Below are 24,859 nucleotides of genomic sequence, written 5' to 3'. Positions count from 1 at the left end.
AATCCTATGCTGATGAGTAAATTTATAATTTTTAGAAGTAATTTTATTAGTTTATAAATTTAATCGGACAACAGTGACAAAAAACATAAAAGATACTGCAGAATTATTATGTTCTATTGCGAAGAAGTATCCGGGGAATAATAAATTATATAAAGTACGGGCCCTGATAGAGTCCGGATATATCGGGAGTAACCCGGGATCAACATGCCAGGTCACTACAACTCCAAAAAAAAGTTTTCCTGTTTTTGTAGAGACGTTGCCCCGACAAGTCGGGATTTCCACTTCGTTCCAACATGCAACGTCTCTACAAAAACAAAAAAATTATTTCCTGGAGGGCTTACCCGGTATCGGCAGGAATCTTTCCAAACGTCTGGCAAACCATTTTAAAAGCATTGAATCCATCATAAATGCTCCTGCTGACGAGCTAACAAAGATCAAAGGGATTAGTTTAAAGGGAGCCGGACTTATAAAAAAATTTCTAAAAAGCTAACAGTGCAAGGGGGAAAGAAGATATTGGATAGAGAAAAGTCGGCAATCTACAGTCCCCAGTCGGCAAAAAACAATTGCCGACTGCCGATTGTGGACTGCCGATTGCCGATTGTGGACTGCCGATTGTTGTACGCCATGTTTCATGCGCTATGCCCCGCCAGTTGGCGGGGCTATGCGCTGTGCGCCCTCATAAAGCACCTGTATCATCCCATCCTTCAATCCAACTTCCGGCACCATTATCTTCTCAGCCTTGGCCCATTTCATTACAGAAAGATAGATCTTTGAAGCAGGTATGATCACGTCAGCCCTGTCGGGGTTGAGCATTAGCTTATTGATCCGTTCCTCCTCTGTGAACCGCATTAAATATTGCTGAACCTTTTTTATTGATTTAAACGAAATTGTTTTATTCTCTACTTCCTGATCGCTGAAATTTTCTCTTAACAGATCAGAAATTTTGGAAATGCTTCCTCCCGTACCTATCGCAGTAATTGGCAGATAATCACTTTTAACATTGTCAATTATCCATTTTTCCATTTTCTCCCACCTTTCAGGTTTGATCTTGCCTTTTAATATCCTTACAGTTCCTATTTTAAAAGATGTTGAAGACACTTTTTCTTTGTTTACGTACAAATTCAGTTCGGTACTGCCGCCTCCTACATCAATATGGAGATAATTTTTGTCGTCCAGCTTATTTAAAATAACTTTGCTAATCATATCTGCCTCATCTTTTCCGGTAATTATCCGGATCTCCAATCCTAACTTATCCTTGATGTGTTTAACGATCTGTTTACCATTTTCGGCTTCCCGGATAGCAGCCGTTGCACAGATCATGGTTTCATCCACTTTGTACAACTTTAATAATATTTTAAATGCACGCAGAAGTTTGGAGAGCTTTTTTATCTTTTTAGGAGTTATCTTCTGATTTTTAAAAACATTTGACCCAAGCCGTAATGGAAAGCGGATATATTCCAGTTTTTTAAATTTAACGTTTGCCTCTTCTGATGCCGTATTTGTACGCTGCTCTTGTTCATTGAGAACAGATGATATCTGAAGTCTTACGGCATTTGTGCCTATGTCTATGGCTGCTAATTTCATATACGAATAGGGTATAATGCTAATATACTAATTTATATAATGATACGAATATTTTTACTCTGCTTCTTAATATAGATTTCTTTATTAGTATCATTAGTATTCATTCGTATATTAGCATTTTATTAATTAGTATATTAGCAGTATACATTCTGTGTAATTTGCAAAATTAGCATCTGATCTTCAATTAGATTAAAAAAATCTAAAAAAATTGTTCTAAAGAAATATTTTATTATTATTTTTGCACCAAATTATTTTAACATGAAAGCAAGGAATTTAAGTAAGGTCATTACATTTTACCATTTATATAGGCTGATCAGGTTTAGAATGTTATGTACATGGTATAATATTTCTCCTATTGCACGTAAAAAACTTCGTTCAAGGATCATTAAGAATGGAGTATTATAATTTGACGATTTGATAATCTTAAAATATTATCATTTAATCCCGGGTACTCGTGATCAAATCGACAAATTGTAAAATTAGAAAAGCAAACTGCAATTTAAAGCGCTTATTTGATTTTTTATAGCTAAATTGTAACTTATCGAGAAAGATGGAGGGAATGGGCCCTTTGAAGTCTTAGCAACCCTGAAAAATACCTAAAGTCAGGGTGCTAAATCCCATCTTGCATATAAATTTTGTGGCTGTAGCGATAAAATTTATGTTCGGGAAAAGATAAGGTTTCCCCCTTTATTCAACCGGGATTACCCCATCACCGATACTTCTCTTTCTGATAAGCAAATCATCAGGGAATAACGAATTTATCCCGTTGGATAATTCCATTCGGATTTCGGATTTCGTATTTCGATTTTCGATTTTCGAATTTCGAGTTTCGGATTTCGAGTTTCGTATTTACGAATAAGTTATGACAAACAAAATCACTAACATATTAAAAGAAAGAATACTTGTATTAGACGGTGCAATGGGCACAATGATACAAGCACACAAATTAGAAGAGGAAGACTTCAGGGGGAAGCGCTTTGCAGATTTTTCCAGTGATCTGAAGGGCAATAATGACCTGCTTTCCATTACCCAACCCAAAATAATTGAAGATATTCATGCTGCTTTTTTGCAAGTGGGCGCTGATATTATTGAAACCAATACATTCAATTCTACTTCAATTTCAATGGCTGATTACCAGATGGAAGACATTGTGTATGAGCTCAATGTGGCATCTGCGAAAATAGCACGAAAAGTGGCTGATGAATTCACTAATAAGAATCCTGACAAACCCAGATTCGTTGCCGGTTCCATCGGCCCGACCAATAAAACCGCCTCTCTTTCTCCTGACGTAAACCGGCCGGAATACCGGGCTACCACCTTTGATGATCTGGTTGGAACTTATTCAGAACAGGTACGGGGTTTAATTGACGGTGGCGTAGATTTCTTATTCGTAGAAACCGTTTTTGATACACTGAACTGTAAAGCGGCGCTGTTTGCTATTGAATCGCAATTTAATGAGCTTGAAATTCAAAACTCGAAACTCGAAATTCGAAACTCGAAATCCGAAATCCAAAATCCGAAATCCTCAATTCGTATTCCAGTCATGGTTTCAGGGACCATCACAGACGCAAGCGGGCGTACTTTGTCCGGTCAAACCGTTAAAGCATTCCTGTATTCAGTATCACATACAGCTATGTTGAGTATTGGTTTAAATTGTGCTCTTGGAGCGGAACAATTACGGCCCTACCTTGAAACATTATCCGATACAGCGCCATTTTTTGTAAGTGTCCATCCCAATGCAGGGCTTCCTAATGAATTTGGTGAGTACGATGAAACTCCGGAACGCATGGCATCTGTTATTGAAGATTACTTAAAAAGTGGCTTTGTAAATATTGTTGGGGGCTGTTGCGGTACTACTCCTGAACATATTAAACAAATAGCGGTATTAGCAGAAAAATATTCCCCAAGGAAAGTTCCGGAAAAAGAGAAAAAACCAAATTACAGCGGCTTAGAGCCGTTAACGATCTTTTCAGAAAGCAACTTTATAAACATTGGTGAAAGAACCAATATAACCGGCTCAAAAAAATTTTCAAAGCTGATCAAAGCCAAGGAATATGAAAAAGCAATAGCAATAGCGAAAGACCAGGTTGAAGGCGGAGCCCAGATCCTTGATGTAAATATGGACGAAGGTTTACTTGATTCTGAAGCAGAAATGACCACATTTCTGAATCTTATTGCCTCAGAACCTGATATTGCCAGGATCCCTATTATGGTAGATTCTTCAAAATGGTCGGTGATTGAAGCCGGGCTTAAATGTGTGCAGGGAAAATCAATAGTTAACTCTATAAGTCTCAAAGAAGGGAAAGAAAAGTTTATAGAATATGCCAGAAAGATCAGGCAATACGGTGCAGCAGTTGTGGTGATGGCTTTTGATGAAGAAGGCCAGGCAGATACAATCCAACGCAGGATAGAAATATGTGAACGGGCGTATAAAATACTTACCGGAGAATTAAATTTTCCACCTGAAGACATCATTTTTGATCCTAATGTCTTTCCGGTTGCAACCGGTCTTCCCGAACACAATAAAAATGCAGTAGATTATTTTGAAGCAGCCAGGTGGATAAAAAAGAATTTACCATACGCAATGGTTAGTGGGGGCGTAAGCAATGTATCTTTTTCCTTTCGGGGAAATAACCCGGTACGGGAAGCAATGCATTCTGCATTTCTCTATCATGGGATACAGGCTGGTATGGATATGGGAATAGTGAATGCAGGAATGATAGAGGTATATGAAAACATTCCAAAAGATTTGCTTGGTAAGGTTGAAGATGTGCTGTTCAATAAACGTGAAAATGCTACAGAGAAATTGGTTGAATACGCAGCAAATGTAGTATCCAATGGTATTGTAAAGGTAAAGGACGAGCGCTGGAGAAAAGAAAATGTTGAGGAACGTCTCAAACATGCCCTGGTAGAAGGTATTACAGATTATATTGTAGAAGATGTTGAGGAGGCGAGAAAAAAATATGACAGGCCCCTGCACGTTATAGAAGGGCCTTTGATGGACGGTATGAATGTGGTGGGCGATCTTTTTGGTTCGGGTAAAATGTTCCTTCCCCAGGTTGTGAAAAGTGCAAGGGTGATGAAAAAGGGAGTAGCTCACCTGACACCATTTATTGAAGAGGAAAAGCAAGATGGCGGCAAGCCCAAAGCCGCAGGTAAAATATTAATGGCAACAGTAAAAGGTGACGTACATGATATAGGGAAAAACATCGTAGGAGTTGTATTAGGGTGTAATAATTATGAGATCATTGACCTGGGGGTGATGGTTGCCAGTGATAAAATTCTGCAAGCAGCAAAAGAGAATGATGTAGATATCATTGGTTTGAGCGGCTTAATTACGCCTTCATTAGATGAAATGGTGCACGTTGCCAAAGAAATGAAGCGGTTGAACTTCGATCTTCCGTTACTAATTGGTGGAGCTACTACTTCACGCATACATACTGCTGTAAAAATTGAACCTAACTACAATGGTTCTGTTATTCACGTTTTAAACGCTTCCATCAGTGTCGGAGTTGCCAGTAAACTTGTGAATGAAAAGAACAAAGCAGTATTTTGCAACGATATAAAAACAGAATATGAAAAACTCCGGATCGATCATTTATCCCGCCAAAAGGATAAGCAACTTCTGAGCATTACAAAGGCGCGGGCTAATAAATTTAATATTGACTGGAAAACCACAAAAATTACCAAACCATCATTTATTGGAAATAAATTTTTTGTAAATTATTCACTCAAAGAAATAAGCAATTTCATTGACTGGACGCCCTTTTTCCAGGCCTGGGAGCTAAAGGGTAAATTTCCGAAATTGCTTGATGACCCTAAAATGGGTAAAGAAGCACAAAAACTACTTAATGATGCTCTAAAATTATTGCAGGAAGTGATTGATAAACGCCTTCTTACCGCAAATGCCTCAATAGGTATTTATCCGGCCAATGCTACGAGTGATGATGACATCACTGTCTATGAAGATGAAAGCAGAGAAAAGGTTAAAGCCGTAATTCATACATTAAGGCAGCAAGGACAAAAAGCTCCCGGAGTGCCTAACCTTGCTTTAGCAGATTTTATAGCAAGGAATAGTGGCGGGGATTACATCGGCTTCTTTGCCGTTACAACTGGCATTGAAATAGAAAAGATGATTAAGAAATTTGAAGCAGACCTTGATGATTACAGCAGCATTATGATAAAAGCGCTGGCAGACAGGTTAGCTGAAGCATTTACTGAATTGCTGCACCAGCGTGTACGTAAAGAGTTCTGGGGTTATGCTAAAGATGAAAATTTTACCAGTGAAGAACTGATCCATGAAAAATATGCCGGTATTCGTCCGGCGCCAGGCTATCCCGCCTGTCCCGATCATACTGAAAAAAGAACATTATTTGATCTTTTAGAAGTAGAAAAAAACACAGGTATTACCTTAACCGAGAACCTTGCAATGTACCCTGCTGCTTCGGTATGCGGCATCTATTTTGCCCATCCTCAATCCAAATACTTTGGCCTGGGAAAGATCGGTAAAGACCAGATTGAAGACTATGCCAAACGAAAGGAAATGGACCTGAAAGAAACAGAGAAATGGCTTTCGCCTAATTTGAATTATGACGTATAATTCAATAGTAATTCAGTTGTAATTCAGTTGTAACTCAGTTGTAACTCCTTGCAATTCAGTTGCCATACGGTTGCCGTAATGATCAATGTTAGTGATAAAAAAAAGGAAAAGATTTGACTATTGTACCAATATTTGGTATCTTTGAAAAATAAAAAAAAATATTTAAAATGAATAGAAATACGTCAATATCATTAGGGAATTACTTTGATAAGTTTGTTCAGAGTAGCTTGATTACTGGAAGATATAAAAATGCAAGTGAAGTAATACGAGCAGGACTGCGGCTTTTGGAAGAAGAAGAAAATAAGATTATTGCTTTAAAAAATGCAATTCAAGAAGGTGTTGAAAGCGGATTAGCTCTTGACTTCAATCCAAAAACACATCTGAAAGAATTAAAAGCAAAAAAAGATCAGAATGGCTAATTACTTTTTGACTAATAAAGCCGTAGAAGATTTATCCAAAATTTGGAATTATACCTTTGATAACTGGTCTGAACAACAAGCTGACAAATACTATCAAATGTTACTCGATAACTGTAAGGGAATTGCAGAAAAGCCAAATATTGGTAAAAATTATGACGGAATTGCAGACAAATTATTTGGTTATAGAACTGGGCGACATATTATTTTTTACAGAAAGTTAAATAAGAATGAAATTGAAATAATAAGAATATTGCACGAGCAAATGGATTTAAAACATAGAATAACAGAATAACCCCACATAACAAAAAATATAGTGCATTTGGCAGATAGTGCTAAAATGGAAAATGATAGCAATGAATAAACATAGTAATAAACTGAAAGATGTGAGCTTTGAAATGCCAAACGCACCATATTCAAACCGTTGGGCTTAATTAGACAACCAAAACACTCCATATGAACATAGCAGAAAAAGCAAAGGAATTACTTCAGACAGTTAAAATTCACCTTAAAAATGAACACTTGCAAGATGATGTGAGTTATACGTCCTTTTGGTTAAGCTTTATACCAATACCTGGATTTCAGCAAGTCAATCAGATAATTGACCGAATCTCGTCCAATGAAGCCCTCAAAATAAGACTAGATGATATCTGGACTGAGATTAATTCTACAAACGATAAAATTGCTTCAATAGACGATGAAATTGAAAAACTACAAGAGATTGGAGGAACCATTAACTACAATAAAGCTTTAAATGAGCAAGTAGAAAAATTAGTTGCTGAAATTATCGAAGACTTGAACACAGACGATGGAACTGAATGGATAATGGAAACTGAGGATTGGAGCTATCAAGAAGTACTGAATTCGTTTGTTGAAGCTGATTTCGCAGCTATAATAGCAAAGAACAATAGCACAAATGTTGTCGAGAATACTGAGATAAAAGCTAAGAAGACTCATCTGCACGCCAAAGACGGAAGTAAGAACTTCATTGACAAGACAAAATTCTCTAGTTCAGAAGGAAGTGTTGGAATGGATGGAATTACAACGCAAGGTGATATTTCTGTACAAGGCAATAGTGTTGGTTTTGGCGCTGGAGGCACCTTGATTTTTGGAGGAAATCCTAATTTGGTTTCTGGGAATTGTCCATTTTGCACAACAAAAATAGAAATTGATAAAAGGAAGTTGACAGGTTACACGTCCGTTTTGTGCCCTAACCCTGCCTGTGCAAGAACATTGAATTTTACAACTAATTAAGAACTAAGCCCAACAATACCTAAACTGCATTGAAACGCAGTTTAGCCAAACACGTTACCATGCATTATTAAATAATAAATCAAAAAAATGTTAGACCTTAGCCAAAATTCAAAAGATGCCAAATAAATCTCACTTTAATAAAGGTCATATCGCGATCAACCGACAAAGGAAAAATGGGGTGCGACACAGTTCTACAATAGATGTAACACGTCAAGAAGTGGAAAGCACTATGCATACTATTTTCATTAAGGATGCAGTTGAAGTGCTAAGGCAAATTCCTGACTCTTCGATTCAACTTATATTAATCGATCCTCCATATAATCTGGATTTAGATTATTGGGATACTTACGAAAACTATCTGGAATGGGCAAAAGATTGGTTGGATCAGATTTATAGGATATTATCTGATTCAGGAAATTGTGTAATTTTTGGTGGATTCCAATTTCAAGACCTAAAGAAAGGTGATTTACTTGAAATATTACATTACACAAGACATTCTACCAAATTACGCTTTATCAATTTGGTAATTTGGTATTATAAAAACGGTATGAGTGCTCATCGTTTTTTTGCAAATAGACATGAAGAAGCCATTTGGTTATCCAAAACTAAGAAGTACTATTTTGAATTAGATTCTGTAAGAATCCCATATGATGAAAAGACAAAAGAGCTTTATAGAAAAGATAAAAGATTGAATCCAGAAACTATCGAAAAAGGGAAAAACCCAACAAACGTATGGGAAATCAATAGATTAAACGGAAATTCTAAGGAGCGAGTTGGGCACCCTACTCAAAAGCCGGTTGAGATTATTCGTAGATTCATTCGTAGTTTGTCATATCCAGGATCAACTGTCTTAGATTTCTTTGCTGGTTCAGGAACAACAGGTCGTGTTGCAATTGAAGAAGCGAGAAACTCTATTCTTGTAGATACTGATTCTAAGCTATATGAATATTTAGATTTACATCTTTCTCAAATTAATGAAAATATGTTTATCAAGCCATATTCAATAGAAAAGAATTTAACTGTTGATCAAGCAATCAAAAGATTGACAAAACAAGAATCATTAGAAGTTAAAGAATCACATTGAAAAAGAAACAAACAGATAGATTAAGTAAGCAACAAGAGAAAATTGAAGGACCTAAAGGGATTTTTGGAAAATCAGCACAAGACCATGATTTGTCCGTAAAAGATATTTCAAAAAGTGCATTTGAATCTTTAAAAAAAGAATTTACTGACTTAGAATTCCGTTATAGGGAGTTTATTGCAAAAAAAGAAATAAACGAAAAACTTAATGAAACTGATTCTCGGTTAGGCGTAACAATATTTGTAGAAAAAGCAGCTATAAAGCCTGATGGTGGAATAATAGAAGTTAAAGATAAAGATGAGAATTGGAGAATTATCTTGGTCTCCGAAGCGAAGCATCAAGGCAAGGATATAGACAATATACAGGAAGGTATATTGGTGGGGAAAAATAAAGATCAGGACATAATGGTTGCAGGAAATGCTATTGAACGTTCTCACAAAAATATCAATGAAATAAGGAACATTATGATGAATGAGAAACACTTTCCTTATATCCTTTTTTTACAAGGTTCGAATTTTCTCACTGAATCTATAACAGTAAAAAGACCTGATGGAAGAGAGGTAGAATTGAGACACGATGTTGGATCTTTAAACAGAATTGATAGATTAACTGCCGCAAATTATAGTTTGCCCATTAATCAAAATAGATGTGAAAATATTTTTATTTCTATAGACGGTCAAAAAATAATGCTGCAAGCTGTTTCAATTTATACTAAAGCCACTCCGTGGACAACAACTGAAGAAATGCTTCCAATTATGATTGATATTGCTAAGACTTCATTAAGAGTAATGAATTTCATAACGACATAAGGAGTTAAAAATTAAAAAGAAACGCATGGTAACAATGTATATGAAATCATAGCATCCTTCGGGATGCTACGCTTCATATACTAAACGTTGTGCATAATGCAAAATGAGAGAACTGACAGCCATATTATTACTGTTTCCCTTACTAACCGCAGCACAGCAAGACACGGTTGTGAATGGAGAAAGCTTCAACCATCTGACGAGATATAATGACGGCTCTATGATGTCGCTGGCTAATTACAAATACAAAAAAGGAAGGCCATTCCTGAAAAAAGGGAAAAGAACAGACTACTATGAGAACGGAAAAAAAGGGGCATCAGGCGACTACAGGATAGCACTAAAAGTACGGATTGGCCGGGACAAAATACAAACGAGAATATACCCACCTCCTAAAAACCCGTTAATAAGAATATATCGCACCAGTGTGAAAATGGATGGCTGGCGCTACTGGGACAAAGAGGGAACTGAATTGCCTGATTATACTACCTATGAAAAGCTGAGTGCAGGGAAGTTGGTAAAATATGATGGGCGTTATCTACCCCCGAAAGAAGCAGAAGTATTACTAAAAGAGGCGCTAATGAGCCCAGAGGATATGCTGTGCGATACCCTTTGGGAGATTGAATATGCAGCATTGTCGGAGCCTGAAATTGATCCGGAGGAAATGGGCGGGCCTATTGATTGGAACAGCATATATAAGGGAGGCAAATACCTGTTTAAGAAAAATGGAGTGGTGCTTATGCAGCCGGCCAGCGATACTGCCCGCATAATAGTGGGTGCATGGCAGGTGGAAGGTAAACTGCTTTTTATCCTTGAGAATATTCCTTTGTTTGATTGCACCATAGAGCAGATCAGTTCGCGCAAAATGAGGTGGACTTGCTTAAATGACCTGGTAATTCATCTTGCCGCTACTCCCACCCCTGCTCGCCTGCAAATTGACGCAGACTCCATGATGCTGGCATACGAAATGCAAAAAGCAAACTTGCTGGCCGAAAAGCAACGTGCAGACAGCACCCGCAAAGCAACGGAACAGCACAGGCTGGATTCCCTGGCCAATGTGTTGGACACACTAAGGACTTATTTCTCTTCAGGAGGTCCAAGATCGGTTGCTTATGTCAAAGGCAAAAAGAAGGTACTGAAAGAGATTCACTACTACGAAACCGGAGAAATTCAAAGTGTAAATGATTATCAACAGAACACGTATGTATATACCACCTTTGATAAAACCGGACAAAAGATAAAAGAGCATGGCAATGGCATCGAAACAGAATGGTATCCCTCAGGTAAAAAGCTCTGGGAAAGATCAGACGCAGGACAATTCCAATGGTACAAGAACGGCCAAATGAAGCTGCGTAACGTTAAAGGAAAACCTTATACTGAATGGCATCCCAATGGGATAAAAAGCAAGGAACATGGTAAGGATGCAACCAGGGAATGGTACTCCAGCGGGAGTTTACGAAGTAAAAAAGTGAGGAGTAAGGAGGGATTATTATCTGAAAGCTATTGGTGGAAGAATGGACAGATGATGAAAGCCTGTATATGGAAAGCAACAGGAACTGAACTGGCTTGCTGGAATAAGGATGGTTCTATCTTGTATAAAGGCTTCATTGAAGCAGAGACAGGAGATTATATGCCTGACCATTGGGACCTTGAATTAAAAGATGACGACACGGTAGTGAAGCACCACATCATTTACAAGGAAAAAGAGGAAGGTATGGTTAGCATCAAAGAAATAATTAAACAATGAAAAGCACTATGCCCAACAAAACATAAAGGCAATGGGGCTGACCGTCTCGAAAAGAGACTCTCAATTCCCATTGAAAATCTCGTAACGGGAGACAGTTTCGTAACCTAAACCCCACTGCCTTTATCCAAATCGTTATCATATGATTGTTATACGATTGTATAGCTATTGTATGACCATCAAATTACTATTGAATTACTATTGAAATAACCCTTATTTATGCAACTAAGTATTAGTTTAGCCTTTATTTTAGTAACCTTTCAAGGGCTCCATGGCCAATCTGCCCGTGAATTAGCAAAAACAATGTTTACAAAAACCAAACAAATAAAAACATTGACCTATACAATAAAAAAACAGGAGCGAATAGATGGTGAGATGATCCGGCAAATATCTTTTGTAAAATTAGTTCGGCAACCATTCAAAGTTTATATAAAACAAGATTTCCCTAATAAAGGAATGGAAGCTTTGTATGTTAGTGGAACTAATAACAATAAAGCATTGGTCAATCCTAATGGATTTCCATGGTTTAATATAAGATTAGATCCTTACGGCAGTCTCATGAGAGCAAACCAGCATCATACTATTCATCGTTCCGGCTTTGACTATGTTGTCTCCATTTTAGAATATTTGTTTGACAAGTATGACACAATAATTGATACAATGGTTAAAAAACAAGGAACGGTAATTTGTGATGGGCGTGCTTGTTATGTAATAATGTTTTCAAACCCATATTTTAAGTTTTTTGATTATACAGTCCGGCATGGAGAAACTTTGCCTGCTATTTCTGAGAGAACTAAACTAAGTGAATATATGATCCTGGAAAAAAATGAGGCGGTGGATGATTATGAAGATGTAAATTCCGGGCAAATTATTGAAATTCCAAATGATTATTCTCCCAAAATGATCATTTATATTGATAAACAAAGAATGATCCCTTTAGTAATGAAAATATATGATGACCAGGGGTTATATGAACAATATGAATATATAAATGTAGTGGTAAACCCCTTTTTTAAACCGGAAGAGTTTACAAAAGAATATAAGGAATATGGTTTTTAAATTGAAAACTAGAAAGCATATCGTTAGCTGTAATTTGAAAAACAAGAAACTTAATCGTAAATAAACCATGCCACCAACCTTTCTGATATTTATGGGTTTCATTGTGTACTTTGGATTACTTGGAGTTGCATTTCTTATCGGAGGACCTATGTTACTCTCAAAAAACTGGAGAATAAAAGGAAAGATAATAATTCTGACAGCAATAATCTCATACCCGACTTTGCTCATTGTCGGATTGACCTTGACACTTATTTTTGCTTTACCTGGACTTGGACTTATGTTTCTATTTGAATACCTTGACCTCATTCCATTGATAGGAATATCCCTTCTAATATTTCTACTCATTGTTGCTGTTTCAGCACTTTATCATTGGTACTTAGGACACATCATGATTAGAAATTATCTGAACAAAAGACCAATTGACCAGCAAATAGAAAATGACAAGGTCTACTCGATATTTCTCAAAAGAGTAATAAACTATTATGGCATAAACAGAACATTGAAAAATAAAATAATACAATGGAAAATCTAACATTCACTACAGATATTCATTGCGAAGATTGTGTAGAAAAAATCGACTCGCAACTTAAAAAAGAAAGTAACATCCATTTTTGGAATAATTTAAATACCTGGAATAGAGCGTCTTTCAATACGTTGAATTGTTTGATCGGATGTAGTATTGGTGATTATGGGATGTTGCTTTTTTTACAGGCTTTTTATCCTGATACTTCCATGATATGGCAAATGGTACTGGCAATTATAGCCGGCTTAATAACTTCTATAGCTTTGGAAACAATGATTTTAAGAACAAGAGAAAAATTCCTATGGCTGTTGGCTTTTAAAACAGCGTTATCCATGTCATTCCTGTCAATGATAGCCATGGAAATAGCAATGAATGCAACAGATTTCTTAATTACAGGAGGAAAAGCAGCTTTTACTTCACCCATGTATTGGATAGCTTTTATTATTGCTTCAATAGCTGGTTTTCTTGTGCCTTTACCTTACAATTATTACAAATTAAAAAAATACGACAAATCTTGTCATTAAAAACCCGATTAGTATATGAGAAAATTAGCATCTATTCAAAAAATTTCTGCCACTGAACCAATACAAGACGCTGATGCTATTGAAAAAGCAACCGTTTTGGGCTGGCAGTTGGTAGTAAAAAAGGGTGAATTTAAACCAGGCGATCTGTGTGTATATTGCGAAATTGACAGTGTATTACCCGAGCGGTCGGAATTTGAATTTCTCAAGCCACGGAAAATGCGAATAAAAACCGTCAAGCTCCGTGGACAAATATCCCAGGGTATATGCTTTCCGTTATCAATACTACCTACTGATACTGAAATAAGAGAGGATATGGACGTCACTGAAATTCTTGGCATAATAAAATATGAACCGCCCATACCTGCCCATCTGCAGGGAGTAGCAAAAGGAAAGATCCCATCATTCATTCCAAAAACAGATGAACCCAGGGTACAGGTTGTACAGGACACGCTCGACAGCTTCAAAGGCGAAAAGTGCTATATTACAGAAAAATTAGATGGCAGCAGTGTAACATATTATATCAATGAGGGAACGTTTGGCGTATGCAGCCGGAATTTAGAGCTGCTGGAAACCGATGAAAATACGCTATGGAAAGTAGCAAAAGACCTGGATATTGAAAACAAGCTGCGCTCACTTAACGGCAACTATGCCGTACAGGGAGAAATGGTAGGTGAAGGAATACAAAAGAATACACTAAAGTTAAGAGGACAAACGGTCTATGTCTTTAATCTCTACGACATTGACAACCACAAATATTCAGACTTTCAGCAGTTTTATGATACTATCAATAATTTAGGATTAGAGACCGTTCCCTTAATTAATAAGGATTTTGTATTGTTTGTTGATATTAATAAGCTGGTGGAAATTTCTATTGGCAATTCATTAATTAACCCCGAAACCATGCGTGAAGGCATTGTGATCAGACCCCTGGAAGAAAAATATGATAAAAATGGCAGGGTATCATTTAAGGTTGTTAATCCGAAGTATCTTTTGAAATATGAATAAAATATAAAATTTGAAAGCTATATTTAAATAGATATCTTCAACATCTTCCCAAACCTATACACCTCCTCAAAAGTATTATACAAAGGCACAGGAGCTACACGAATTATACTGGGTTCACGCCAGTCAGCTATAACGCCAGCCTGGGTTAATTTATCATATACTTCCTTCCCGTTTTTATAAAACAGCAACGATAACTGGCAGCCTCTTTGGTTTTTATCAGATGGGGTAATGATCTCAAAACTATCTTTTTCTTTTTTGATCTCATTAAATAAATATTCCAGGTACCCTGTAAGCAATTGAGATTTTTGTACAATAGCATCCATTCCTGCTGCCTCAAAAATATCCAGTGAGGCTTTTTGCACAGCCATTGGGAATATGGGCGCGTTACTAAGTTGCCATCCGGCAGCGCCTTTCATAGGTTTAAACCCTTTTTTCATCAAAAAACGGTCTTCTTCATCATAACCCCACCAGCCTGCAAAGCGAGGTATATCAGGATCACTGCCATGCTTTTCATGAACAAAAGCGCCTGCTGCTCCTCCCGGCCCGGAATTTAAGTACTTGTAAGTGCACCACACTGCAAAATCAACATTCCAATCGTGTAAGTTCATTTTCAGGTTTCCTGCTGCATGGGCAAGATCAAAACCCGCAACAGCGCCAACTTCATGTGCTGCTTTTGCGATTGCTTCCATATCAAATGCCTGGCCGCTATAATAATTTACTCCGCCTATCATCACTAATGCCAGCTCCTTTCCTACGCTCCTGATTGTCTTTAAAATATCTTCCGTATGGAGTGTATGTGCTCCTTCTTCAGGCATTAATTCAATAATGGCTTCTTCAGGAGTAAATCCATGATATTTTACCTGCGATTCCAAAGCATACCGGTCAGACGGAAAAGGTTTGTTTTCGGTAATAATACAGTACCTGTTTTGAGTTGGTCGGTAAAATGACACAAGCATCAGGTGCAGGTTTACTGTAAGGCTGTTCATGACTACAACTTCGTCTGTATTTGCTCCCACTATACTAGCTGTTGCATCGGTCAGGAATTTATGATAATGAAACCAGGGGTTTTTCCCATGAAAATGAGCATTAGTAGCAAGCTTTTCCCAATCAAGAAGCTCCTGCTCTATGGCTGCTCTTACATTTTTTGGTTGTAAACCAAGAGAATTCCCGGAAAAGTAAATAACGGGTTTACCGTTGATCTGAGGTATATAAAATTGATCACGGTATTTTTTTAAGGGATCTTTTTTATCCAGTTGGCGAGCGAAATCGAGGGTGTTTTGGTAGGTCATTTGGGTGATAAATTTTAATCAATAAATCTAACTATTAATTTCAGCCCTGACTTTAACTCCAACTTTATTCTCTTTCTTACTAAAATCCCCTTTCCCCATCCCCAACCACTCCATCGCAGTACCACATAATAGCCGCTCCTTTGTTTTATCGTCATAAGGCATAGACTCAATTAATTTTCCGGGTTCAGATTCACCGAGAGGGAAAGGATAATCAGACCCCAGGGCAATATTATTTGCTCCGATCACTTCAACAATATAATCCAAAGCTTTTGGATCATGAACTAAGGAATCGATATAAAACTTACCGATGTATTTCCTGGGATTCACGGGATTATCAACTGCACACAGATCGGGTCTGACGTTGAATCCATGTTCAATCCTGCCAATCGTAATCGGGAAAGCTCCCCCTCCATGGGCAAAGGCAACCCTTAATTTTGGTAACTTTTCCAATACCCCACCAAATATCATTGAGCAAATAGCCAGGGATGTTTCGGCAGGCATGCCCACCAGCCAGGGCAGCCAGTATTTTGGCATTTTTTCTTTACCCATTATATCCCAGGGGTGTACAAAAATTGCGGCTCCTAACTGTTGGGCAGCTTCAAATACAGGGAACAGTTCAGGAGCGTCAAGGTTCCATTCGTTAATATGAGTACCAATCTGAGCGCCTGCTAACCCTATTTCAATACACCTTTCCAATTCTTTAATCGCCAAATCAGGCGCTTGCATTGGCAATGTTCCAAGCCCGACAAACCTGGCCGGAAAATCAGCAACTATTTCTGCAATATGATCATTAAGTATCCTTGACAGATCAAGTGTGTGCTGAGGTTTTGCCCAGTAACTAAACATTACCGGTGTGGTTGAAAGCACCTGAACATCAACTTTCTTATCACATTCCTTCAACCTCACTTTTGGATCCCAGCAGTTCTCTTTGATCTCCCGGAATAACTTATCATCCAGCATCATGCGGGCACAACCGGGCTGATGATGTTCAAGACGTATAAATCCTCCATAACCATATTTTTTTTTCAGGTCAGGCCAGGATTTGGGGAGGATGTGGGTGTGGATATCTATCTTCAAGTATTTATTGGTTACTTATTTACCCTGCCCTTTAAAACGATCAAAAGATCAATATCAGATTCTTTAGTTGTATCTCCTCTCACCTGGGATCCGTACAATATGATCTTGCTCAAACGTTTACTGTAGAGATCTGATAATTGATCTTTAACTTCTGATAGTATTTGTGCTATTCGCATATTCTTATTTTTAAAATTTACATCAAAATCTTCAATTTTCAAAAAATTAAACGCAGTGTAACCAATCAGTCGGCAGTCCACAGTCGCCTTCCGCCTTCCGCCTTCCGACTTCCGACTTCCGCCTTCCGCCTTCCGCCTTCCGCCTTCCGCCTTCCGACTTCCGCCTTCCGACTTCCGACTGTCCAACTGCCGACTGCCGACTGCCGACTGCCGACTGCCGACTGAATTACGGTTTTTCCATCACCGTGCCGCACTTCTTGCAGGTTCTAAGTTCTTCTGAAGCGTAGAACTTGTTCATAATGGGTGGTAATTGCTTAACGATGTCTGTAAGTTGAAAATATTCATCATACAATTTCTCATTACAGCTTCCACAAAACCACATGAGTCCATCCGTATCTTTCGGATCTCTTTTCTTCTCCATAACTAAACCAACCGTATTTGCCGGTCTTTGAGGAGAATGGGGAACTTTAGGTGGTAATAAGAAAATTTCCCCTTCCCTGATCGGTATATCAACAGGTTTGCCCTCATCAATGATCTTTAAAACAATATCACCTTCAAGCTGATGGAAAAATTCTTCGCTTTCATTATAATGATAGTCTTTTCTCGCATTAGGCCCCCCTACCACCATTACGATAAAACTTTCTGCTTCTTTGTAAACACATTGATTGCCTACAGGAGGTTTTAGCAAGTGCCTGTTATCGGCAATCCATTTTTTGAAGTTAAAAGGTAACTGAATAGCCATGATAATAAGAGTTAAAGGTTTAAAAAAGAACTACAGGAATACTTTTTTAAAAGAATAAAGACCAAAACTTGTTCCGAGCGAAGCGAGGAATCTAATCTGAAATCCACAACTGTATTGTTAAAATTAGTAATTAATCCATTTTTGCAATTATATGGTATTTTTTTCATTCTTTTAAAAAAATATTCCTGTAGTTATAAATTTTGAAATTTGCCCTAAATTTAGAAAAAAAATAATATCCTGCAATAAGTTAATACAAATATTTAGTTGATTACAAGTGGTTTCAGGTGTTTCCAATAGGCATCACATTAAAATTTACACAAAATTGGTTTAAATGAATAAAATTTGTAGCTTTGCGTAGTAAATGATTTTAAAAAATGAAAACGTTTGAAGAAGATAATTATCTGTTTACCTATCTGAATTTAAGTTTATCAAATGGCTCATTGTTTTTGGATTTATCTTGCTGGCTGCTTTACATATGATTTTAGCTTTTGTATAAAAATGACTTGCACAGGAGTTTTATTTAAAATAAAACAAACAATTCTACATGCTACATTCATCATTGGATATTCATTACTCGTCTTGCATTTTGCCTTTTTCACTTTTCAATTTGCAGTAAATCCTTCTTTCGCCCAACCCGATACCCTATCCGCTCCAAAAGTAGTTAAAGCCGGTAAGCCAAAAGTAGTAAAAGCCGGTACTCCCACCAAAGTTGATGCCGGTATTCTCTATACTTTCCGCAACTATAATATTGAAGAGGGGCTGGTGCAATCGCAGGTGGTTTCGATGTGCGAGGACAGCAAAGGTAACGTGTGGTTCGGTACTTATGGCGGAGTGTGCAAATACGATGGCGAAACCTTTACTCACTTCACGACAAAAGAGGGGCTGAGCCACAACATAGTAATGAGCATCTTAGAGGACAAGGCGGGAAATCTTTGGTTCGGCACATACGGGGGCGGGGTTAATAAACTTGTCCTGAGCCCCGCCAAAGGCGGGGAAGGATCTCCTAAAAATAGCGCTGCTGGTGAAAAAGGAGATTCCTCACTTCGTTCGGAACAGGCCTTTACCCATTTTACGACAAAAGAGGGGCTGAGCCACAACAGTGTTTGGAGCATCTTAGAGGACAAGGCGGGAAATCTTTGGTTCGGCACATACGGGGGCGGGGTAAGCAAATACGATGGCGAAACCTTTACTCACTTCACCGAAAAAGAGGGGCTGTCAAATAACAAGGTCCGGTCAATCTTAGAGGACAAATCGGGAAATCTTTGGTTCGGCACAAACGGGGGCGCAAATAAATACGATGGCGAAACCTTTACTCACTTCACGACAAAAGATGGGCTGAGCAACAACCAGGTAATGAGCATCTTAGAGGACAAGGCGGGAAATATTTGGTTTGGCACAGACGAGGGCGCAAATAAATACGATGGCGAAACCTTTACCCATTTTACGACAAAAGATGGGCTGAGCAACAACAGAGTAATGAGCATCTTAGAGGACAAGGTGGGAAATCTTTGGTTCGGCACATACGGGGGCGGGGTTAATAAACTTGTCCTGCCTGCCCCGAATACATCGGGGAGCGACAGCGAAGGATCTCCTAAAAATAGCACTGCTGGTGAAAAAGGAGATTCCTCACTTCGTTCTGAACAGGCCTTTACTCACTTCACGACAAAAGAGGGGCTGAGCCACAACAGCGTTTGGGGCATCTTAGAGGACAAGGCGGGAAATCTTTGGTTCGGCACAGACGGGGGCGGGGTTAATAAATACGATGGCGAAACCTTTACTCACTTTACGACAAAAGAGGGGCTGAGCAACAACCAAGTTTTGAGCATCTTAGAGGACAAGTCGGGAAATCTTTGGTTCGGCACATACAGGGGCGGGGTTAATAAATACGATGGCGAAACCTTTACTCACTTCACGACAAAAGAGGGGCTGAGCCACAACATGGTATCTAGCATCTTAGAGGACAAGGCGGGAAATCTTTGGTTCGGCACTTATGGGGGCGGGGTTAATAAACTTGTCTTGCCTGCCCCGATGCGCTCGGGGAGCGACAGCGAAGGATCTCCTAAAAATAGCGCTGCTGATGAAAAAGGAGATTCCTCACTTCGTTCGGAACAGGCCTTTACTCACTTCACGACAAAAGAGGGGCTGAGCCACAACAGTGTAATTTGCTTACTTGAAGATAACAGGGGTAATATATGGGTAGGTACGTACGGTGGTGGCGTGTGTGTGCTAAAGAGGAGCCCCACCCCGGACCTCCCCGATGGGGAGGGAGAGCCAACGCCCAAAGACAGCTCCCAATATGAATGGACTTATATTACTACAAATAATGGTTTGGTGGATGATGGAGTAGTTTCGATGGTTTTTGATGCAGAGGGATACGTATGGGCTGGAACGAATAAAGGGATTAGCAGGATAAATACAGAAACTTTTGAAGTAAGGTCGTACACTAAGTTAGAAGGATTTAAAGGGATTGAGTGTAACCAAAACGCAAGTTACCTTGACAGTAAGGGCAATTTGTGGTTCGGGACGACTATACAGTTGACGAAATATGATCCAAAAGTTGATTGGGTAAATAAGTTAGAGCCGCAAACGCATATTAAAGGGATAAAGCTGTTTTTTGAGGATGTGGATTGGAAGAAAGCCCTACGAATTACGAATGACGAATTACGAATGACAAATGAACAAAACCAGCAGCTTGCAGGGATTGAATATACAGGGGTAACAAAGTGGTATCACTTGCCTGAGAATTTAGTTTTGCCTTATGATAAAAATCACCTTACTTTTGAATATGTTGGTATTTCGTTAAAGATACCTGAGAAGGTTCGTTACCAGTTTAAGTTAGAGGGATTGGACAAGGACTGGTTGCCTGTAACGAGTAAGACAGAGGCAACCTATTCTAACATACCGTCCGGTGATTATACTTTTATGGTGAAAGCGTGTAATGATGAGGGAGTATGGAATAAAGAACCGGCTGCATTTCCTTTTGAGATCGAGCTGCCTTATTGGGAGAGGTGGTGGTTTTATGCCGGTCAGGTATTATTTTTTGTTTTGTTAATAGGCGGTACATTGCTTGCCAGCCGGGTAGGGAAGAGTGAAACCATTATTACTGCGATTGTGATAATTTGTTTGTTTGTCATTTTTGAGTTTATACAGAATTTGTGTGAACCTTTTTATGAGAAATATGTTGGAAGCGCCCCTATTATCAAGACGCTGCTTAATCTTATTCTTTTTGGTATATTATTACCGGTACAAATTTTTCTAAGAAAGTACTTGATTGGAAGAAAGAAAAAGAAAATAGGCAGGAAGATTGAGGAATTAACCTAACATACGAATAGTACTTTAGCATTTTTTATTAGTATGGATATAAATCTTAAAAATAAAAAAGCCATCGTATGCGGCAGCACCCAAGGAATCGGGAAAGCTGTAGCATTGGAATTAGCTTCTTTGGGAGCGGAAATAATATTAGTGGCAAGAGATGAAAAAAAATTAGGATCAGTGCGCTCAGAATTAGATACCAATGCCGGTCAGAAACATGAAATTATCTGTGTGGATTTCAATAAACCGGATGAGCTAAGAACCAAAATAAATGGATATGTGTGTCAGGTGGAAACACCTGACACTACTTCAACAGCAACCATACATATCCTGGTAAACAACACGGGAGGGCCAAAGGCAGGCGCTATCTTAGAGGCTCAATCAGAAGAATTTATGCAAGGCTTTTCAAATCATCTTATCTGCAATCAGATTTTAGTGCAGGCTGTTGTGCCCCTGATGAAAAAAGCTGGATACGGCAGGATCATCAATATTATTTCAACTTCGGTAAAACAGCCAATTCCCGGATTAGGAGTTTCAAATACCATACGCGGTGCAGTTGCAAGCTGGGCTAAAACATTATCAGCAGAACTTGGCCCGTTTGGTATTACCGTCAATAATATATTGCCGGGTTATACAGATACTGTACGTTTAGAATCACTTATTAAAAACAAAGCAAAAAAACTTGGAAAAGCTGTTGATGAAATTAAAAAAGACATGATCTCATCAATTCCTGCCTTGCGCCTGGCAAAACCTGAGGAAATAGCTGCAGCCGCAGCTTTCTTAGCCAGTCCGGCTGCAAGTTATATCAACGGTATTAACCTGCCAGTGGATGGGGGAAGGTTGGGATGCCTGTAAAGCGCATGGTGCAGGGCGCATAGAGCATGGCGAATTACGAATGATTAATGGCTTAATGACGAATGACGAATGACGAATGACAAATGACGAATGACGAATTACGAATGACGAATGACGAATATTCCTGCGAATTCTAACTTCTTCATTTGTACTTCGTAATTCGTACCAGTACGTCAGTTAATTATGGCAGTTGTTCTTTAAGCTGGTGATACTGAATAACCGTGTTAGTAATAATATCTTCAATAGATTCTATCTTTTCGATCAAACCAACACCATGGCCTGCCGAAAAAATCGTATTATACGATGTTTTCATCTTATCATTAGATTTAAACAGGATGCTCGCTGCCCGTGACATGGCTATCCAGCGTTTCAATTTGGGATGCTTCTTTGCTGCAAATTCAACAATGCCAGGCTCGATACCCAGCCTTTCAAGCCTGGGGCTTTTGATAAAATTTCCAGGGAAACCATCTACTTTATCGGTGTTCACGATGTCTTCAGAAATTGCATTGAGGATCGCATTTTTGTATTCATCAGGCGCTTCGCTTTCCTTTGAAGCAATAAAACGTGTTCCCATATAAATAGCTGATGCTCCAAGGCTCAAAGCTGCCAACATACCTATCCCGTCTACAATGCTTCCTGCTGCAATAATGGGTATGGTGGTGTCAGGAGTTTCCACCTGGCACATTTTTTTCAAAGAAGGAATAAGTGCGAAGATCGAAATATCCCCGGCATGCCCACCAGCCCCGCTGCCCACGGCAATAAGTCCGTCAGCTCCGAGACCAATCACTTTTTTTGCGTGCTCTATGTTTACAATATCACAATACACTTTGGTACCAACCTCGTGTGCCAGGCGTATGACTTCTTTGGGGTTGCCGAGAGAACTGATGATCAATGGCACTTTTTCATCCAGGGCAATCTCTAATTGTTCTTTTTGGAACTTGTTTGTCTTCTGGACAATTATATTGACGCCAAAAGGGTGCTTTGTCTGTTGTTTGATCTCCCTTATGGCTTTTCTGTAATTTTCAATGGGCCTGTAATTAAAAGCCGGGAAAGTACCAAGTCCGCCTGCATTGGACGCTTTTACTACCATCTCCACAGAACTTACCAAAAACATTGGGGCACAAATGATGGGGTATTTGATGTCAAAGTGATTGCTGAAGGGGGTATGGATTGGTTGGGGTTTTTCCGGGGTTTTCATAAATGTGTATTTTTATATAAAAAAATACCCATGCAAATTTAATAGTTTAAATCAAAAATCCGGTACAAAATTTGTACTTTTATGAAAATTTTAGAAATGCAAAAACTAAAAAACTACATTAACGGAGAATTAATTGAACCAAAATCGGGCAAGTATATAGACAATTATAACCCTGCAACGGGGGAAGTATATTCGCTAATTCCTGATTCAGATGAAAAAGATGTAGCATTAGCTGTGGAAGCTGCAAAAAAAGCATTTCCACAATGGTCCATAATGAGTGCGGAAAAGCGGTCTGGTATCTTACTAAAAATAGCCGGCCTGATTAAGAGAGATCTCCAAAAGCTGGCGGAGGCAGAAAGCATGGATAACGGCAAGCCGGTGAAATTAGCCAAAGTTGTTGATATACCCAGGGCAGCAAGTAATTTCCGTTTTTTTGCTACAGCCATTCTGCATGACTCTTCTGACGCTCATTACATGGAAGAGACAGCCATCAACTATACGATGCATCATCCAATAGGCATAGCAGGATGTATTTCTCCCTGGAATTTACCGCTCTACCTGTTTACCTGGAAAATTGCTCCGGCACTTGCTGCCGGCAATTGTGTGATAGGCAAACCTTCAGAGCTCACACCTGTGACTGCCTCGATGCTATCTGAATTATGTATTGAAGCCGGAATGCCGCCAGGAGTTTTAAATATAATTCATGGTAATGGTAATAAAGCAGGCAATGCTATTATATCACATCCAGATATTCCTGTGATCTCGTTTACAGGCGGTACCAAAACAGGTGAAACCATTGCCCGTGTAGCTGCACCGATGTTCAAGAAATTGTCACTTGAACTGGGGGGTAAAAATCCAAACATCATTTTTGCAGATTGTGATTTTGAAAAAGCATTAAGCACCTCTATACGTTCATCATTTTCAAACCAGGGTGAAATTTGCTTATGCGGATCGAGAATGTTCATAGAAAAGTCCATTTACGAAAAATTTAAAGATGCTTTTATAGAACAAACAAAAAAACTGAAAGTGGGAAACCCAAAAGAAGAAAGCTGTAAGATCGGTGCGGTTGTTTCAAAACAACATATGAATAAAATATTGTATTATATTGACCTGGCCAAAGAAGAAGGTGGAAAAATACTAACAGGAGGCAGTCAGGTTAAATTGAACGGGCCTTGTAAAAACGGCTACTTTGTTGCCCCCACAGTTATCGAAGGATTAGACTATAAATGCCGTACCAACCAGGAAGAAATATTTGGCCCTGTAGTAACGCTTATTCCATTTGATACAGAGGAAGAAGTTTTGACTTATGCCAACAGCACTCAATATGGCCTGTCTGCCACCATCTGGACAGAAAATCTAACCAAAGCGCATAATGTTGCACACCGGCTAAATAATGGTATCATCTGGATCAACTGCTGGCTGCTGAGAGACCTGCGCACGCCATTTGGTGGGATGAAAAATTCGGGAGTTGGGCGTGAAGGGGGCTTTGAGGCTTTGAAATTTTTTACCGAGGCAAAGAATGTGTGTGTGAAGTTGTAGGAGGCTTTGAAAAACCCACGAAAGCAGTTTGCAGTTGGCAGTAGGCAGTTGGCAATAGGCAAATAGGTAGGCAATAGG

General features: G+C 38.7%; 22 protein-coding genes and 1 riboswitch. Of the genes, 16 read left to right on the top strand and 6 right to left on the bottom strand.

Annotated elements, in window-relative coordinates; all coding sequences use genetic code 11:
• Positions 1-40: 40 nt before the first annotated feature.
• Positions 41-490 (top strand): hypothetical protein, encoded by a 450-nt coding sequence (locus FVQ77_08255; protein MBW8050316.1) that lies wholly within the window; start codon positions 41-43, stop codon positions 488-490.
• A 146-nt stretch (positions 491-636) separates the two neighbouring features.
• On the opposite strand, the gene FVQ77_08250 is transcribed toward FVQ77_08255, so the two are convergent.
• On the bottom strand, positions 637-1,584 hold the full coding sequence (locus tag FVQ77_08250) for a phosphatase (protein MBW8050315.1): 948 nt from the start codon (positions 1,582-1,584) through the stop codon (positions 637-639).
• 535 nt (positions 1,585-2,119) lie between these two features.
• Positions 2,120-2,263, top strand: a riboswitch (SAM riboswitch).
• 183 nt (positions 2,264-2,446) lie between these two features.
• Between FVQ77_08250 and metH the strand changes: the two genes are divergently transcribed.
• The 11 genes from metH to FVQ77_08195 all read left to right on the top strand — a co-directional run bounded on the left by metH (position 2,447) and on the right by FVQ77_08195 (position 14,593).
• On the top strand, positions 2,447-6,184 hold the full coding sequence (gene metH / locus FVQ77_08245; GenBank protein ID MBW8050314.1) for a methionine synthase: 3,738 nt from the start codon (positions 2,447-2,449) through the stop codon (positions 6,182-6,184).
• A gap of 167 nt (positions 6,185-6,351) precedes the next feature.
• Positions 6,352-6,603 carry a type II toxin-antitoxin system ParD family antitoxin gene (locus FVQ77_08240; protein MBW8050313.1) on the top strand — a complete coding sequence of 84 codons (252 nt, stop codon included), beginning with the start codon at positions 6,352-6,354 and terminating at the stop codon, positions 6,601-6,603.
• Positions 6,596-6,895, top strand: a complete 300-nt coding sequence (locus tag FVQ77_08235; GenBank protein ID MBW8050312.1) for a type II toxin-antitoxin system RelE/ParE family toxin — start codon at positions 6,596-6,598, stop codon at positions 6,893-6,895. Before FVQ77_08240 ends, FVQ77_08235 begins: the two co-directional genes overlap by 8 nt.
• A gap of 161 nt (positions 6,896-7,056) precedes the next feature.
• Entirely contained in the window at positions 7,057-7,854 is a 798-nt protein-coding gene (locus tag FVQ77_08230; GenBank protein ID MBW8050311.1) for a hypothetical protein, read from the top strand.
• 115 nt (positions 7,855-7,969) lie between these two features.
• A complete protein-coding gene (locus FVQ77_08225; protein MBW8050310.1) occupies positions 7,970-8,938 on the top strand; it encodes a site-specific DNA-methyltransferase in 969 nt (322 codons plus the stop codon).
• Positions 8,935-9,744: a restriction endonuclease gene (locus FVQ77_08220; protein ID MBW8050309.1), complete on the top strand. Its 810-nt coding sequence runs from the start codon at positions 8,935-8,937 to the stop codon at positions 9,742-9,744. The genes FVQ77_08225 and FVQ77_08220 overlap by 4 nt, the downstream gene beginning before the upstream one ends.
• A gap of 103 nt (positions 9,745-9,847) precedes the next feature.
• Positions 9,848-11,485 carry a hypothetical protein gene (locus FVQ77_08215; protein ID MBW8050308.1) on the top strand — a complete coding sequence of 546 codons (1,638 nt, stop codon included), beginning with the start codon at positions 9,848-9,850 and terminating at the stop codon, positions 11,483-11,485.
• Positions 11,486-11,701: 216 nt separating this feature from the next.
• On the top strand, positions 11,702-12,541 hold the full coding sequence (locus FVQ77_08210) for a DUF1571 domain-containing protein (protein ID MBW8050307.1): 840 nt from the start codon (positions 11,702-11,704) through the stop codon (positions 12,539-12,541).
• Between the two features lie 67 nt (positions 12,542-12,608).
• The gene (locus tag FVQ77_08205) at positions 12,609-13,073 is read left to right on the top strand and encodes a hypothetical protein (protein ID MBW8050306.1); all 465 of its coding nucleotides are present in this window, start codon (positions 12,609-12,611) and stop codon (positions 13,071-13,073) included.
• Positions 13,061-13,588, top strand: coding sequence for a DUF4396 domain-containing protein (locus FVQ77_08200; protein ID MBW8050305.1), 528 nt, complete (start codon positions 13,061-13,063; stop codon positions 13,586-13,588). The genes FVQ77_08205 and FVQ77_08200 overlap by 13 nt, the downstream gene beginning before the upstream one ends.
• Positions 13,589-13,603: 15 nt before the next feature.
• The gene (locus FVQ77_08195; protein MBW8050304.1) at positions 13,604-14,593 is read left to right on the top strand and encodes an RNA ligase (ATP); all 990 of its coding nucleotides are present in this window, start codon (positions 13,604-13,606) and stop codon (positions 14,591-14,593) included.
• A gap of 23 nt (positions 14,594-14,616) precedes the next feature.
• Here FVQ77_08195 and kynU read toward each other — a convergent pair whose 3' ends face one another.
• Genes kynU through FVQ77_08180 form a run of 3 tightly spaced genes read right to left on the bottom strand, consistent with a single transcriptional unit; the run spans position 14,617 to position 17,135 of the window.
• Positions 14,617-15,882, bottom strand: a complete 1,266-nt coding sequence (gene kynU / locus FVQ77_08190; GenBank protein MBW8050303.1) for a kynureninase — start codon at positions 15,880-15,882, stop codon at positions 14,617-14,619.
• A gap of 27 nt (positions 15,883-15,909) precedes the next feature.
• On the bottom strand, positions 15,910-16,959 hold the full coding sequence (locus FVQ77_08185; GenBank protein ID MBW8050302.1) for an amidohydrolase: 1,050 nt from the start codon (positions 16,957-16,959) through the stop codon (positions 15,910-15,912).
• Positions 16,960-16,970: 11 nt separating this feature from the next.
• On the bottom strand, positions 16,971-17,135 hold the full coding sequence (locus tag FVQ77_08180; protein ID MBW8050301.1) for a nucleotidyltransferase domain-containing protein: 165 nt from the start codon (positions 17,133-17,135) through the stop codon (positions 16,971-16,973).
• Between FVQ77_08180 and FVQ77_08175 the strand changes: the two genes are divergently transcribed.
• Positions 17,121-17,360, top strand: a complete 240-nt coding sequence (locus FVQ77_08175) for a hypothetical protein (protein ID MBW8050300.1) — start codon at positions 17,121-17,123, stop codon at positions 17,358-17,360. The genes FVQ77_08180 and FVQ77_08175 overlap by 15 nt on opposite strands.
• Before the next feature lies 1 nt (position 17,361).
• On the opposite strand, the gene FVQ77_08170 is transcribed toward FVQ77_08175, so the two are convergent.
• Positions 17,362-17,871, bottom strand: coding sequence for a 3-hydroxyanthranilate 3,4-dioxygenase (locus FVQ77_08170; GenBank protein ID MBW8050299.1), 510 nt, complete (start codon positions 17,869-17,871; stop codon positions 17,362-17,364).
• Between the two features lie 438 nt (positions 17,872-18,309).
• Here FVQ77_08170 and FVQ77_08165 point away from each other — a divergent pair, with 438 nt between their 5' ends.
• A complete protein-coding gene (locus FVQ77_08165) occupies positions 18,310-21,198 on the top strand; it encodes a hypothetical protein (protein ID MBW8050298.1) in 2,889 nt (962 codons plus the stop codon).
• Between the two features lie 33 nt (positions 21,199-21,231).
• Positions 21,232-22,044 carry an SDR family oxidoreductase gene (locus FVQ77_08160; GenBank protein ID MBW8050297.1) on the top strand — a complete coding sequence of 271 codons (813 nt, stop codon included), beginning with the start codon at positions 21,232-21,234 and terminating at the stop codon, positions 22,042-22,044.
• Positions 22,045-22,225: 181 nt separating this feature from the next.
• Here the strand turns inward: FVQ77_08160 and FVQ77_08155 are convergent, their stop codons facing one another.
• Positions 22,226-23,242, bottom strand: coding sequence for a nitronate monooxygenase (locus tag FVQ77_08155; protein ID MBW8050296.1), 1,017 nt, complete (start codon positions 23,240-23,242; stop codon positions 22,226-22,228).
• A 96-nt stretch (positions 23,243-23,338) separates the two neighbouring features.
• Here FVQ77_08155 and FVQ77_08150 point away from each other — a divergent pair, with 96 nt between their 5' ends.
• The gene (locus FVQ77_08150; GenBank protein MBW8050295.1) at positions 23,339-24,781 is read left to right on the top strand and encodes an aldehyde dehydrogenase; all 1,443 of its coding nucleotides are present in this window, start codon (positions 23,339-23,341) and stop codon (positions 24,779-24,781) included.
• Positions 24,782-24,859: the final 78 nt, after the last annotated feature.

This window comes from Cytophagales bacterium, from assembly GCA_019456305.1.
In the GTDB taxonomy this organism is placed as follows: Bacteria; Bacteroidota; Bacteroidia; order Cytophagales; family VRUD01; genus VRUD01.
This window is presented reverse-complemented; position numbering and strand designations above follow the sequence as displayed.